Here is a 14,492-nt window from a genome sequence, read left to right on the forward strand (position 1 = left end):
GATGCCCGATAGATCCGCGCAGCCGACGCTGCTGTACAAACTGTACTGCGGTCTCATATCTATTGCCGAACCCCTGATTTGGCGGAAAGTACGCAACAAACTGCACGCTGCGGGTGTTCCCGAAAGCCGCCAGCAAGAACGGCTTGGCCATGCCAGTTTGCCGCGCCCAGATGGGCAGCTGATCTGGTTTCACGCGGCCAGTGTGGGTGAAAGCCTATCGGTTCTAAGCCTGATCAACCGTCTGGGGCAGCGCCTGCCGAATGCTGAGTTTCTCATCACCTCAGGCACCCCGAACTCGGCGACGTTGATTGCTAAGCGCTTGCCTGCCCGGACGCGCCACCAGTATCCGCCATTGGACAGCGCCGCTCCGGTGCGCGAGTTTCTGGACCACTGGAAACCCGATGCAGGCATCTTTGTAGAAAGTGAAATCTGGCCCCGGCTGATCGTAGAGGCCGCAAATCGCGGCACGCCACTGGCGCTCTTGAATGCCCGGCTATCTGACAAATCAGTGGATAGTTGGAACAAGCGCCCGAACACGGCGCGCTTCATTCTGGATCATTTCAAGGTATTTCTGACCCAGAACGACAAAACCGCCGCTAATCTGATCGCAATTGGTGCCGACGCGAATCGCGTACAGCCCGGCACCAACCTCAAGGCCATGTCTGACCCGCTGCCCGTAAATCAGGATGTCCTGACCGAAACCCAAGCGCAGATAGATGGTCGCCCGATATGGATTGCCAGTTCGACCCATGCAGGGGAAGAAGAAACGGTTCTGGCAGCCCACAAAGCGTTGCTACAGCGCTGGCCCGACCTGCTATTGCTGCTGATCCCTCGCCATCCGGAGCGTGGAGACGACGTTGCTAAATTGGTGAGTGATGCTGGTCTTTCGCATGCACGACGCAGCGCTGACCAACAGATAGCATCAGATATACAGGTCTATGTCGCGGATACATTGGGTGAAACCGGAACCTGGTACGCCCTCTGCCCCATCGTTTTCCTAGGGGGATCGCTGAAAGAGATCGGCGGCCATAATCCGTTTGAACCGGTTCAGGCGGGGGCTGCGGTGATCACCGGCCCTGGTTATTTCAATTTTGCCGAGACATTTGAGCCGCTCATCAAAACGGGCGGCGCCGTCCGGATCAACTCGGCCAACGCATTGTCATATGCTGTCACCCTCTGGCTGTCGGACAAAGCCGAACTGCACACCGCTCGAATGGCAGCCGATGCCTGCGTGAAAACACAGAGTTCGGCTTTGGATGCGGTGATCGAAACGCTCTGCTCCCGCCTGTCTCTCGGCTGACAAAACACACCGATCCCTCTTCATCAGGCTAAAAATACCTCGGGGGGGGTGGGGCAGAGCCCCCACCCTTCCCATCAAGCAGCAGGCATCCGCTGCTCAACAATCTCGGCCCACCAACTACACCCGGCAGGAATGGCCTCGTCGTTGAAATTATACTCGGGATGATGAACCATGGCCGTATCTCCATTGCCCACCAGAATATAAGCCCCCGGACGCTCTTCGAGCATAAAGGCAAAATCCTCACCCCCCATGACAAGGGGCGCCTCGTCACAGCTGCCCGAGACCGATTTCGCCACCTCGGCCGCGAAATCGGTCTGCTCGTCACTGTTCACCATCACCGGATAGCCACGAATATAGGTCACATCCGCCGTGCCACCAAAGGTCGCTGCAACTCCTGCGCAAATCTCGTTGATCCGTTTCTCGGCAAGATCGCGCATCTCTTTGCTCATGGTGCGTACGGTGCCTTTGATCTGCACTGTTTGAGGAATGACATTGAACGCCTTCGAGGATGTCTCGAACGATGTCACAGACACCACGACCTGATCGATCGGGTCGGCATTGCGCGAGGCAATCGTCTGCAACGCCAACACGGCCTGCGCGGTCATCACGGTCGTATCCACGGTCTCCTGCGGTTTCGCGGCGTGGCCACCGCGACCTTCAAAGGTGATGTCGAACTGATCGGTCGCGGCAAAGAACGAACCCGGACGGATAGAGAAACTGCCGACCGGACGGCCCGGCCAGTTGTGCATGCCGTAGACTTCCTGAATGTTCCAGCGCGCCATCATGCCGTCTTCGCACATTTCGCGACCACCGCCGCCACCTTCTTCAGCGGGCTGGAAGATCACCACTACAGTACCGTCAAAATTACGCGTTTCCGAAAGGTATTTCGCCGCCCCGAGCAGCATCGCCGTATGTCCATCATGGCCACAAGCATGCATCGCCCCATCGGTTTTCGAGGCGTAATTCAACCCCGTCGCCTCGTGAATCGGCAGCGCATCCATATCAGCACGCAGACCGATGACTTTGCCACTCGAGTCTGATTTGCCCTTGATCACACCGACAACCCCGGTGCGACCGATCCCGGTAACGACCTCGTCGCAGCCGAACTCTTTCAGTTTGTCCGCGACCAAAGCACTGGTGCGGTGGGTTTCAAACAGAATCTCGGGGTTTTCATGAATATCCCGTCGCCATTCGGTGATTTCGGCCTGCAATTCGGCAAAGCGGTTCTTAACTGGCATGTCTTCTCTCTCCTAATTCAAGCCGCCGGCATCCGGCGCTCGACCATTTCGGCAAACCATGAGCATCCCATCGGGATGATCTCATCGTTGAAATTGTATTCAGGGTGGTGCAGCCCGGCGCTGTCGCCATTGCCCAGCACGATGAAGGCCCCGGGGCGTTCTTCCAGCATGAACGAGAAATCCTCGCCCCCCATCACCATCGGCGCCTCATCACAGCTGCCACCTACGGAAATGGCGGCCTCAGCGGCAAATTCCGTCTGTTCTTCGGCGTTGATCGTCACCGGAACTCCACGCGTGTATGAGACTTTGACAGTGCCACCGAAGGTTTCAGCAATACCCTCAGCCACCTCGGTCAGCCGCGTCTCGATCAGGTCGCGCATTTCGTTCGAATGCGTTCGTACAGTACCGCGCACCTGCGCCGATTGAGGGATCACATTGAACGCTTTGGATGAGGTCTCGACCGAAGTCACAGACAGAACCGCTTGTAAAATAGGGTCCGCGTTACGCGACACGATGGTCTGAAGTGCCACGATCAGTTGCGACAACATCACTGTAGTATCAATTGTTTCATGCGGTTTCGCCGCGTGGCCGCCCCGGCCTTCCAGATGAATGTCGAACTCATCCGCAGCCGCCAGCAGCGGGCCAGACCGGATCGCGAACTGCCCTGTCGGCACACCTGGCACATTGTGCATGGCATAGACTTCCTGAATGCCGAACCGATCCATCAGACCGTCTTTGCACATCGCCTCGGCCCCATTGCCACCTTCTTCCGCTGGTTGGAAAATCACAATGGCCGTGCCGTCGAAGTTCCGCGTCTCAGACAAGTATTTCGCCGCGCCCAACACCATCGCCGTATGGCCATCATGGCCACAGGCATGCATGGCGCCATCGGTTTTCGAGGCATAATCAAGGCCCGTCTGCTCCTGCATCGGCAGCGCGTCCATATCGGCACGCAGGCCGATCACACGACCCTGCGTGTCGGTCTTGCCCTTGATGACGCCAACGACACCGGTGCGGCCAATGCCCGTCACAACCTCATCGCAACCGAACTCTTTCAGCTTTTCAGCCACCAAGGCGCTGGTGCGGTGGGTGTCATAGAGGATCTCAGGGTGTTGATGAATATCCCGCCGCCAACCGGTGATTTCTTCGTGCATTTCGGCAAGTCGGTTCTTGATTGGCATCTGATCCTCCCAAATCAGGCGACGGGTAATCGTCGTTCCACCAGCTCGGCAAACCAGCTGCAACCGGCGGGAATGGCGTCGTCGTCGAAGTTGTATTCCGGGTGATGGCACATGGCCGTGTCCCCGTTTCCGATAAAGATGTAGGCTCCGGGCCGTTCTTCAAGCATGTAAGCAAAATCTTCTGACGGCATGATTGGATCGGTGCTGTCATTGACCTTGCCTGCCACGGCCTGCGCGGCCTCAGCAGCATAGATGGTTTCATCGTCCGAATTCACCGTCACCGGATAGCCCGGTGTCCACGTCATCTTAGCCGAAGCTCCAAAGGCCGAGGCAGTGTCTTCGGCGATCCGGCGCACGCGTTCTTCAGCGACCTTTCGATATTCTGGGTCAAGTGTACGAACAGTTCCCCGCAACCGCACCGTATGGGCAATCACATTCGAAGCCACACTATCGGTTTCAAAAGTCCCGACGGTCAGCACCACCCTTTTGATAGGGTCCACGGTACGCGACACCACTGATTGCAAAGCTACAACAATGTGCGACGCAATCAGCGTTGTATCTACCGCCTCATGCGGGGCGGCAGCATGACCGCCTTTACCCGTTACAACAATTTCGAATTCATCCGAAGAAGCCAGCAATGCGCCTGGTCGAATGGCAAACTCACCAACCGGCATTCCCGGCATGTTGTGCATGCCATAGACTTCCTGAATACCCCAGCGCTCCATCAGCCCGTCCTGACACATGGCCAGACCACCCGCCCCGCCTTCTTCGGCAGGCTGGAAAATTAACACAACGGTACCGTCAAAATTCCTCGTCTCGGCCAGATACTGCGCCGCGCCCAACAGCATCGAGGTATGACCGTCATGACCACAGGCATGCATCTTACCAGAAACCGTCGAAGCATAGTCCAGCCCCGTCGCCTCTTCTATGGGCAGCGCATCCATGTCGGCACGCAACCCGATAACACGGCCTAGCGTATCCTGACGTCCCTTGATCACGGCAACCACGCCAGTCTTGCCGATGCCGGGCGTGATCTCATCCACACCGAACTCCTTCAGTCGGTCGACCACAAACCCTGCCGTTTCTTCCACATCATACATCAGCTCGGGATGCATATGCAGGTGACGGCGCCATTTGGTGATCTCGCCATGCATTTCGGCGAGCCGGTTCTTGACGGGCATCTTTAACCTCTCCTTTGAGATGTTATGCGCAAAGCCTCTTTACCAGACGCTCCATAAATTTTTGACCTGCGTTGAATTGAGAAATCGTAATGAACTCATTCGGCTGATGGGCCTGCGCGATATCACCTGGGCCGCAGATAACAGCGGAATAACCAGCTTCCTGAAACTGCCCCGCCTCGGTGCCATAGCTTACCACATGTGTCGCATTGTCACCGGTGAGCGCGCGCACCAGCGTCTCAGCCTCGCCATCTTCTTCAGGCACAAGACCTGGGATCGAAAAATGCTCGGACAGCTCGATCCGGGCGTCGGGATGAACCGCTTGCATCCGCGCCTCGACTTCACGAACCTTATCGAAATAGGCCTTCTGCCAGACCGATTTTTCATCGTCCGGAACGGTGCGGAAATCCATCATGAAGCGACAGTCTTTGGCAGTGATATTATGCGCGGTTCCGCCTTCGATCATACCAACATGGCAGGTAGTCCAAGGCGGATCGAACACTGACGCAATGTCTGAAGGTTGCGCCGCCATATTCTCGGCGTTCCGATCATTGGCCCAATTGATCAGCGGCGCGGCCTCCATGATCGCATTGACGCCTGTGTGCATGATTGAGCTGTGAACTTCGAACCCCACCACATGCGTGTCAAAGCCAAACCCGCCCTTATGGCCGGTGACGGCCTGCATCATCGACGGCTCGCCCACAATCACGGCTGATCCTTTGGGCAGAACCTCCTGCATGTGGGCGATCATCGGCGGCGCGCCGGTGCAGCCAACCTCTTCATCAAAGCTCAACGCCAGTTGCAGGGGGCGTTTGGTGTCAGCGTGATGCGCCTCGACCAAGGCCCAGATCGCCAGCGCGTCAAAGCCCTTCATGTCGCAGGTGCCACGCCCGAAATACTTGCCATCTTTCTCGGTCACGACAAATGGATCGGTGTACCAAGGCTGGCCATCGATGGGAACAACATCAGTGTGACCTGATAGGACAATCGCGCCCTCTTCCCACGGGCCGACATGCGCGAACAGAGCCGCCTTATGCGGCTGATCCGGATCAGGCCAACGATGCGGTTCGATCCCGTGGCTTTGCAGATACGCCTCGACCCAATCCACCAACGGTAAATTCGTATCGCGACTGACAGTCGGGAATGAGATCAGCTTAGTCATGATCTCTAGCGGAGACAGGCGCTCAGCCATGAGGGTCAATATCCGCTGTCAGTGGTCAAAACAAAATGGCCCGGTTCAACCTCGTTGTATTGCGAGGGTTCGGGCGCGTATCCAATCGGATGAATTGGCGACGGGATCGGTTTGAAGTTCAAGTCTTTTTCCGACTTGCGCTTGTTCGGATCGGCTATCGGAACCGCCTTCATCAGCGCCTGCGTATAAGGGTGCTGTGGGTTCTCAAACACCCGAGCACGCGGACCCAGTTCGACAATGCGGCCCAGATACATCACACCGACATGGTGACTGACCCTCTCGACCACCGCCATGTCATGGCTGATGAACAGATAGCTTAGGCCAAGTTCCGATTGCAGCTCCATCATCAGGTTCAGCACCTGCGCCTGAACCGAGACGTCCAGCGCCGAAACGGCCTCATCCGCGATGATTAGCTTGGGATTCAGCGCCAGTGCTCGCGCAATCGCAATCCGTTGCCGCTGACCACCCGACATCTCATGCGGGAAGCGGCGCATGAAGCTGCGCGGCAGTTGCACCTTGTCGAACAGTTGCGCTACCCGGTCCTGCAGTTCTGACCCCGAGGCAACCCCATAGTTCCGCATCGGTTCAGCGACTTGATCAACCAACTGCATCTGAGGGTTTAGCGAGGCGAACGGATCCTGAAAGATCATCTGCATGTCCAGCCGCGCTTTGCGCAGGCCGGCCTGGTCCAGCTTCATGATGTCGACACCGTCCAGATCAACCTCACCCGCCATCGGCTCCACCAACCGCAGGATCGAGCGCCCTGCCGACGACTTGCCACACCCAGATTCGCCAACGAGGCTGAGTGTTTGCCCCCGGTTCAGCGTGAACGAGACATCTTCGACTGCATGCACGTTCGAGATGGTCCGACGCAGCAATCCGCCTTTCACCGCAAATCGCGTGGTCAGGTTCTTGACCGTCAGCAACACTTCGTTCGTGCCCGGGATCGGAGCGATCTTCTGGCCTTCCTCACCCAGCAGTTTCATTGGCTCGGGCGCGGCTTTGCCCTGCATCTCGCCCAATTTCGGAACCGCCGCCAGCAACGCCTTGGTGTAATCGTGCTGCGGGTTTTCGAAGATTTCTTTGACGGTGCCTTCCTCGACCTTGTTGCCGCGGAACATAACCACCACGCGGTCCGCCATCTGCGCGACCACAGCCATGTCATGGGTGATAAACATCACCGCCGTACCTGTCTCGCGCTTCAGGCGGTCCATCAGCGCCAGAATCTCGGCCTGGATGGTCACATCCAATGCAGTAGTGGGTTCATCCGCAATCAGCAGGCGAGGCTCACACGCCATGGCCATGGCGATCACCACACGCTGGCGCATGCCACCGGACAGTTCATGCGGATATTGCTTCAAACGTCGCTCGGGCTCGGGGATGCGCACCTGACGCAATAATTCCAGCGCGCGCTCTTCGGCCTGCGCTTTGTTCATGTCCTTGTGGATTCGCAATCCTTCGGTGAGCTGCCGTCCGACGGTGAAAACCGGGTTCAAGGCCGTCATCGGCTCCTGAAAGATCATTCCGATCTCATTTCCGCGAATCTGCTTCATCAGATCTTGATCGGCGTGGGACAGATCCATTTCCTCGCCGCCGCGGCGATCAAAAAGCAGTTGTCCGCCAGCAATTTCACCGCCGCCGAACTCGACCAAGCGCATCAGCGATAGAGATGAGACTGATTTGCCCGACCCCGATTCGCCCACGATACAGACGGTTTCGCCTGGATTAACCTCGAACGAGACGTCCTCGACGCCCACCACCGGGCCATCTTTAGTTTGAAATTCGACCCGCAGTTTTTTGATCTGGGCAATTGGCTGATCCAGCACGCGCGCTCTCCCCTTGGCGGCTTTTCGGATTGGGTGCCAAACGCTAAGGCGGGCAGATGTGAAAAGTCAAACCGATAGGTCAAATTTCGCAAGGCAAGGCTTGCAATTTTCCAAAACTCTGTTTCGATACGCCGCGTAACCGTTCTGGGGAGAGGTCTGAATACACGAAGGCGATACAATCGTTTCCGTTTGATTCCAAATCCTTATCCCTTTTGACGGCCACGCCTAACCCGCGGGCATCGCGGAGATAATCGAGACACGTATGTGTCCAACATGGAGTGTATGATGAAAATCAAAACCCTTTTGCTTGGTGCGATTGCAAGCACGGCAATGGCCCCGATGGCCATGGCCGAGCGTGGATCGGACGGCAATGTCAGCATCATTTACTGGCAAGCCCCATCGATCCTGAACCCGTTCCTTTCGGGTGGCACCAAGGATGTGGAATCCGCGTCGCTAGTGATTGAGCCGCTCGCCCGGTACAATCAAGATGGCGAAATGGTTCCGTTCCTGGCATCCGAAATTCCGACAGTTGCAAATGGTGGCGTCAGCGAAGACCTGACCTCGATCACTTGGAAAATCGCGCCGGGAATCACCTGGTCAGACGGCACGCCATTCACCTCCGCTGATGTTGTGTTCACTGCAAACTATTGCATGGACCCAGAGGGCGGTTGTGCGCAGGTGACCAAATTTGAAGGTGTCACCAATGTCGAAGCTGTCGATGATCTGACCGTCAAAGTCACATTCGATGCGCCGACCCCGTTCCCTTACGGCCCGTTCGTGGGTGGTGAGAGCCCGATCATCCAGGCAGCACAGTTCGCGGATTGCATGGGAGCCAAAGCGCCCGAATGCACCGAGCAGAACTTTAACCCGATCGGCACAGGCCCATTTGTTGTCACCGAATTCAAGCCGAATGACGTGATCACTTTCAAGGCCAATGATAACTACCGTGACCCGGCAAAGCCTGCGTTCGCAACGGTAACATTCAAAGGCGGTGGCGATGCAACTGCTGCTGGTCGTGCGGTCATGGAAACCGGCGAATTTGACTATGCCTGGAACTTGCAGCTTGCGCCTGAAGTGATCGCGCAGATGCAGGAAGGCGGCAAAGGCACTCCGGTCGCAGGCTTCGGCCCGCTGGTGGAACGCATCATGCTGAACCAGACCAACCCGTCGCCAGATCTGCCGGAGGGCGAGCGTTCGACTGCAACGCATCCGCACCCGTTCCTGCAGGACCCTGCTGTTTACAAGGCCATGTCGCTGGCCATCGACCGGCCGCTGCTGGTTGAAATCGGCTACGGTCAGGCCGGTAAGGTTACCTGCAACTGGGTACCTGCGCCTGCCGCGGTGAATTCCGACACATTCAGCTGCGATACTCAGGATATCGAAGGTGCCAAGAAGCTTTTGGATGACGCGGGTATCGTAGATTCCGATGGCGATGGCATCCGTGAAAAAGACGGTGTACCGCTGAAGATTGTCTACCAGACCTCTACCAACGCAGTTCGCCAGGACTTCCAGGCGCTGATCAAAGAATGGTGGAGCCAAATCGGTATCGAAACTGAGCTGCGCAACATCAATGCTTCGGTCTTCTTTGGTGGTGATCCGGGTTCGCCTGACACCTTCCAGAAGTTCTATGCCGACGTTGAAATGTATGCCAACACCTTCAACGGTACTGACCCGCAGTCCTATCTGGGCAACGGCCTGTGCGACAAGGCACCCAAGCCTGAAAGCCAGTGGCAGGGCGAGAACATTAGCCGTTTCTGCAACGAAGAGTTCGACAAGCTGCATGGCAAACTGGCCGAAACCGCAGGTGCGGATGAGCGCGCGCAGATCGCGCGTCAGCTGAACGACATCATGGTTGAAAATGGCGGAATGATCCCGCTGGTGCACCGTGGTCGTCTGTCGGCACACGCCAACACGCTGGGTGGCGTTGTCCTGAACGTTTGGGACAGCGAGCTGTGGAACATTGCGGACTGGTACCGCAAGACCGGTTCCTAAGCGTTAATCTTGCAAAACCGCGCCCCGACCCATATCGGGGCGCGGTCATTTGCAGACCACTCCAACAAGAAGACGCATATAAAGGCGCCTCTTAATGCTCAACTTTACCATCAGACGACTGGTGCTGGCCGTTCCCACGCTACTGTTCATCAGCCTCGTCATCTTCCTGCTCCTCGAACTCGCACCCGGCGATCCGATGGCGCAGGTTCCACTTACCGTCCCTCCCGAAGTCAAAGAGAAGATGCGCGAGGCACTGGGCCTCGGTCAGCCGATGCATATCCGGTTCTGGAAATGGATCGTGCAGTTCTTCTGGATCGAACCGCAGGTTCTGGTCGACTCGATCTTTGGTACAACCTTCTCCGAAGGTGACCTGCGCGTGATTTCGTGGCAGACCCGCTCACCCGTCATGGACATCGTCGTTCAGCGCATCCCGCAGACCCTGTGGGTTGTCGGCACCGCTTATGTGGTCGCCATCCTGATCGCCCTGCCCATCGGCATCTATTCGGCCTATCGCCAGTATTCCTGGTTCGACCAAATGGGCACATTCGTGTCGATGGTCGGCTTCTCGGTACCGCCGTTCTTCTCGGGCGTATTGGTGATCGTGATCTTCTCAGTCCAGCTTGGGTGGTTCCCGTCGATCTATGATACTACCCATGTGGTCAACAGCTGGGACAGCTTTGTTGTACAACTGAAACAGATGATCATGCCGGTCATGGTCCTGGCTCTGCAGATCACCGCGCAGCTCAGCCGATTCATGCGCGCCTCGATGCTGGACAACCTTAATCAGGATTATGTCCGCACTGCCCGCGCCAAGGGCCTCAGCGAATACACGGTTGTCATGGTCCACGTCCTGCGCAACTCGATGATCCCTGTGGTCACCGTTATCGCGCTGGGTATTCCGGCCATCTTCGGCGGAGCGATCATTACCGAGCAGGTGTTCAAAGTGAACGGCATCGGCCAGTTGCTGATCGGTGCCATTCAGGCCAACGACCTGCCGATGGTCCAAACCCTGACCTTCATCTTTGCCGTGCTGATCGTCCTGTTCAATCTGATCGCCGACGTTCTCTATGGCATTCTGGACCCGAGGATTCGTTATGACTGATCATGATCGTACCGATACACTGGTCCCGGACGAAGGGCTTGCGCCCGCCTCGACAGCGCTGCCAACCACCGATGTGATGGAAGAACTGGCCACCCCACCACGGAGCCAATGGCGCGATGTCTGGGACCAGTTCAAGACCCACAAAGGCGCGATGATCGGAGCGATTCTGTTCATCTTCATCGTCGCAGGCGTCTATCTGGGCCCATACTTATGGAGCATCGACCCCACTCAGATCGACATCCGTTCGCGCAATCAGGGCCCCAGTTGGGCGCATCCCTTTGGCACCGACCAGTTGGGCCGCGATATCCTAGCTCGCATGATGTCAGGCGGTCAGACATCGGTGTCAGTCGGCATCACCGCGATGCTGTTGGCGCTGTTTCTGGGCTCGTTCATCGGTGTTCTGGCCGGGTTTTTCAAACGGCTGGATGGCCCACTGATGCGCCTGACGGATCTGTTCTTGGCCTTGCCGTTGCTACCGCTGCTGCTGGTCATGATGCTGCTCTTCCGCGAGCCGCTATCTGCTGCCTTCGGGTTAGAGCGTGGAATCTTCATCCTGATCGTCTGCGCCATCGGCATCACCTCATGGATGCCCACAGCGCGGATCGTGCGCGGCGATGTGCTGGCGATCAAAGAGCGTGAGTTCGTTCTGGCCGCCCGGTCCATCGGCACCAGCAATGGCCAGATCATCACGCGGCACATCCTGCCGAATGTTCTGTCTCCGATCATGGTGTCGGCCACGCTGGGGATTGCAACTGCGATCATCACCGAAAGCGCGCTTTCCTTCCTCGGCCTCGGATTTCCGCCGGACTTCCCGACATGGGGTCGGCTGCTCTTCGATGGCGTCGACTATCTGCAGCAATACCCCGAGCGCGTGTTCTGGCCCGGACTGGCGATCTCACTAACCGTCCTCAGTGTAAATTATCTGGGTGACGGCCTGCGCGATGCGCTGGATCCACGTATTCGCGGACGTTAAGCGAACTTAGTCGGCGCGCTTCAGCGCGCCGGCCAATACGATGATCAGAACGGCCAGCGGCAAAAGAACTGCAAAGGCAAATCTCAGCGTCATCAACTCGGCCAGAAATCCGATCAGAGGCGGCCCAATTAATAAACCTCCATATCCCAAAGTCGCGACGCTTGCGATCGCCTGTCCGGGCGGGACATGCGGGTCGTTGGCCGCGCGGCTAAAGGCCAGAGGCATGATTACCGCATAGCCCACTCCCATCAGAGCAAAACCTGCCAAAGCCAATCCTGCCCCTCCCGCCGATACTACGCCAAACACGCCCAGCGCAGCGCAAACGCCGCCAAATCGTGCTGTTGCAACAGGCCCGAAACGCGCGATCACCACCCCGCCCGCAAGCCGGAACGCAACCATCGTGACCGAGAAGACCGCATAGCCTAACGCCGCGATACTCTCAGCCGCACCGGTAACGTCACGCAGGAAAATCGCGCTCCAATCCGCAACAGCCCCCTCGCCCAAAGCGCCGCACAGCGCTGTGAAACCCACAAGGATTAGGGCACCCGACGGCAAAGCGAACACCGATCCAGGTTTTGAAGCCGATCGTTTCGAAGTCCAGCGTACCCAAGACAAAACAAGCGCAAGCGCGACGACAACGCCACCCGCTAGCAGAAAATGTTGCAACACCGACAGCCCCATCTGTACGGCACCGTATCCGCTGAGCGCTCCCAGTCCGGCTCCAAGGCTCCACATCGCGTGAAAGGACGACATGACCGGCTTGTCATAGGCCTGTTCGACCTCTGCCGCCCAGGCGTTCATCGCAACATCCATCGAGCCATGGAAGGCTCCGAATACAAACAGAAACGCCGCAAGCGACCAGAACCCGCCGGCGAGAGCCAAAAGGATCAGGGAAAAGGTGTAGAGAACCGCGATCACCCGCGTGATCGCCACCGCCCCAAACTTGTCCGTCAAACGGCCCGTGATCGGAAACGAACAAACGGCCCCTGCTGCCATGAACAGCAAACCAAGCCCTAGCGCCTCGTGCGTCAGATCCAGCCTGTCCCGAACCGCAGGTATGCGCGATGCCCAGATGCCGAACAGCGCACCGTTCAGGATAAACATGGCGGCCACAGCCCGCCACGCCGCAACAATACCGATCACAGGGAATCCTCATAAAATCTGCCAAACGCCACCCGTTCTACAGATCATTCGTCGCCCGGCATAGACCGCTTATTCAATTCGCTTCCGGATCTGGCGCACCCCGAACCAAACGGCAAGGATGACAGGCACGGTCACAATTGCCGTCAGCATCCCTTTGCTAATCCCGGCCTGCGTCAGTGGGTAGAGCAAGTAGCTGACCAGAGACACCGCATAGTAGCTGATCGCCACCACAGATAATCCCTCGACTGTGTGCTGCAATCTAAGGGCCAGATCAGCACGCCGGTCCATGCTTTCCAGCAGAGCCTGATTTTGAGCGCTGCGTTCGACATCGACACGGGTACGCAACAGGTCGCCGGCGCGAATAGCCCTGTCGGACAAGGCCTGCAAACGTCGCTCGGTTGATTTAACCGTCCGCATCGCGGGGTCATAACGACGCATCATGAAATCGGCAAAACTCTGACGTCCATTGAATCTTTGTTCACGCAACACTTCGATGCGCTGATTGACAATCGCCTCATAGGCACCCGTGGCGCCGAACCGAAAAGAACACCGTGCCGAAAGTGTCTCAAGCTCGATCGAGGTAGACAGAAGATCCGGCAACAATTCGTCTGGGTGCGCTGTTTCATCGGACATCTGCCCCATCAGGCGGGTCAATTGACCATCCAGTTCGCCGATGCGCGGCATCAGTTGCTTGACCCGTGCAAATCCCAGCATCGACATTGCCTTGTAGGTCTCAATCTCGCACAGCCGCTGAACGATCCGCCCGGTCCGACGCCGCCCGGTGCCTTTCTTGACAAACATCGCAAGCCGCATATGCCCCGCCGGATCAATTCGGAAATCACAAGCGCAGATCGCAGCATCATCCAGCACCCGCGCCACTGCTAGGCTTTCCGGCTCGAACCACTGAGCCAGCGAAGCCTTTGCCGCCTCATCTCCCTCGTATTCGACGACGCGAATTAAGGCCGATGTCACCCGCTGCCCCGGGCTCGCCATCAACCAGTCTGGAGGAAACACCTCAAAGTCTGCCGGATTGAATGCACGTTCACTGACGTTCGGAGTGATCGCGGTATAGGTCACAAACTCGGTATGTTGTTCCCATTTCAGCCAATGACGCCCGATTTGACCCGCGTAGTGAGTGGCTTCTGGCTGAGGGTGCTGCGCGCCGTGGCGATCCAGCAGATTGATCAGGTGGGCCATATCCTCGCCACGATCGCGCGTAACCGCTTCTTTGGGCTTCTTGATCGCCAGAAACACAACCGTGCTGGGTAAGGGTGCAACCGGAAATGGGCGTGCATGCAGTTCATTGGCCAGCGTATAGCGAAGCGGATGATTGTCTATGGGCGTCATGTAAGGCTCCGGTGTATCAC

Annotated in this window: 11 protein-coding genes; 4 read left to right on the top strand and 7 right to left on the bottom strand. The window is 57.4% G+C overall.

Features of this window, described 5'->3' with window-relative positions; genetic code table 11:
* Position 1: 1 nt before the first annotated feature.
* The gene (locus ACR0DE_RS16765) at positions 2-1,300 is read left to right on the top strand and encodes a 3-deoxy-D-manno-octulosonic acid transferase (RefSeq protein ID WP_480754373.1); all 1,299 of its coding nucleotides are present in this window, start codon (positions 2-4) and stop codon (positions 1,298-1,300) included.
* Positions 1,301-1,374: 74 nt separating this feature from the next.
* On the opposite strand, the gene ACR0DE_RS16770 is transcribed toward ACR0DE_RS16765, so the two are convergent.
* Genes ACR0DE_RS16770 through ACR0DE_RS16790 form a run of 5 tightly spaced genes read right to left on the bottom strand, consistent with a single transcriptional unit; the run spans position 1,375 to position 7,915 of the window.
* On the bottom strand, positions 1,375-2,538 hold the full coding sequence (locus ACR0DE_RS16770) for a M20 aminoacylase family protein (RefSeq protein ID WP_170404069.1): 1,164 nt from the start codon (positions 2,536-2,538) through the stop codon (positions 1,375-1,377).
* Positions 2,539-2,555: 17 nt separating this feature from the next.
* Entirely contained in the window at positions 2,556-3,719 is a 1,164-nt protein-coding gene (locus ACR0DE_RS16775; RefSeq protein WP_480705463.1) for a M20 aminoacylase family protein, read from the bottom strand.
* Between the two features lie 14 nt (positions 3,720-3,733).
* Positions 3,734-4,900 carry a M20 aminoacylase family protein gene (locus ACR0DE_RS16780; protein ID WP_170424149.1) on the bottom strand — a complete coding sequence of 389 codons (1,167 nt, stop codon included), beginning with the start codon at positions 4,898-4,900 and terminating at the stop codon, positions 3,734-3,736.
* 22 nt (positions 4,901-4,922) lie between these two features.
* On the bottom strand, positions 4,923-6,089 hold the full coding sequence (argE, locus tag ACR0DE_RS16785) for an acetylornithine deacetylase (protein WP_480754375.1): 1,167 nt from the start codon (positions 6,087-6,089) through the stop codon (positions 4,923-4,925).
* Positions 6,090-6,094: 5 nt separating this feature from the next.
* Positions 6,095-7,915, bottom strand: coding sequence for an ABC transporter ATP-binding protein (locus ACR0DE_RS16790; RefSeq protein ID WP_170397103.1), 1,821 nt, complete (start codon positions 7,913-7,915; stop codon positions 6,095-6,097).
* Between the two features lie 285 nt (positions 7,916-8,200).
* Between ACR0DE_RS16790 and ACR0DE_RS16795 the strand changes: the two genes are divergently transcribed.
* The 3 genes from ACR0DE_RS16795 to ACR0DE_RS16805 all read left to right on the top strand — a co-directional run bounded on the left by ACR0DE_RS16795 (position 8,201) and on the right by ACR0DE_RS16805 (position 11,982).
* Positions 8,201-9,907 carry a peptide ABC transporter substrate-binding protein gene (locus tag ACR0DE_RS16795; RefSeq protein WP_170397105.1) on the top strand — a complete coding sequence of 569 codons (1,707 nt, stop codon included), beginning with the start codon at positions 8,201-8,203 and terminating at the stop codon, positions 9,905-9,907.
* Between the two features lie 94 nt (positions 9,908-10,001).
* Positions 10,002-11,009 carry an ABC transporter permease gene (locus tag ACR0DE_RS16800; RefSeq protein WP_170397107.1) on the top strand — a complete coding sequence of 336 codons (1,008 nt, stop codon included), beginning with the start codon at positions 10,002-10,004 and terminating at the stop codon, positions 11,007-11,009.
* A complete protein-coding gene (locus ACR0DE_RS16805) occupies positions 11,002-11,982 on the top strand; it encodes an ABC transporter permease (RefSeq protein WP_170397109.1) in 981 nt (326 codons plus the stop codon). The genes ACR0DE_RS16800 and ACR0DE_RS16805 overlap by 8 nt, the downstream gene beginning before the upstream one ends.
* A gap of 6 nt (positions 11,983-11,988) precedes the next feature.
* Here ACR0DE_RS16805 and ACR0DE_RS16810 read toward each other — a convergent pair whose 3' ends face one another.
* Together ACR0DE_RS16810 and ACR0DE_RS16815 are read right to left on the bottom strand one after the other, a co-directional pair.
* On the bottom strand, positions 11,989-13,125 hold the full coding sequence (locus ACR0DE_RS16810; protein ID WP_170397111.1) for an MFS transporter: 1,137 nt from the start codon (positions 13,123-13,125) through the stop codon (positions 11,989-11,991).
* A gap of 69 nt (positions 13,126-13,194) precedes the next feature.
* Positions 13,195-14,472, bottom strand: a complete 1,278-nt coding sequence (locus tag ACR0DE_RS16815; protein ID WP_170404096.1) for a DUF3422 family protein — start codon at positions 14,470-14,472, stop codon at positions 13,195-13,197.
* Positions 14,473-14,492: the final 20 nt, after the last annotated feature.

Source organism: Ruegeria sp. C10, from assembly GCF_056537805.1.

Excerpts from the sequence above, each read along its gene's own strand:
- ACR0DE_RS16800 (WP_170397107.1), top strand. The coding sequence starts at position 10,002 with ATGCTCAACTTTACCATCAGACGACTGGTGCTGGCCGTTCCCACGCTA.
- ACR0DE_RS16780 (WP_170424149.1), bottom strand. The coding sequence starts at position 4,900 with ATGCCCGTCAAGAACCGGCTCGCCGAAATGCATGGCGAGATCACCAAA.
- argE (WP_480754375.1), bottom strand. The coding sequence starts at position 6,089 with ATGGCTGAGCGCCTGTCTCCGCTAGAGATCATGACTAAGCTGATCTCA.
- ACR0DE_RS16770 (WP_170404069.1), bottom strand. The coding sequence starts at position 2,538 with ATGCCAGTTAAGAACCGCTTTGCCGAATTGCAGGCCGAAATCACCGAA.
- ACR0DE_RS16815 (WP_170404096.1), bottom strand. The coding sequence starts at position 14,472 with ATGACGCCCATAGACAATCATCCGCTTCGCTATACGCTGGCCAATGAA.
- ACR0DE_RS16795 (WP_170397105.1), top strand. The coding sequence starts at position 8,201 with ATGAAAATCAAAACCCTTTTGCTTGGTGCGATTGCAAGCACGGCAATG.
- ACR0DE_RS16805 (WP_170397109.1), top strand. The coding sequence starts at position 11,002 with ATGACTGATCATGATCGTACCGATACACTGGTCCCGGACGAAGGGCTT.
- ACR0DE_RS16775 (WP_480705463.1), bottom strand. The coding sequence starts at position 3,719 with ATGCCAATCAAGAACCGACTTGCCGAAATGCACGAAGAAATCACCGGT.
- ACR0DE_RS16765 (WP_480754373.1), top strand. The coding sequence starts at position 2 with ATGCCCGATAGATCCGCGCAGCCGACGCTGCTGTACAAACTGTACTGC.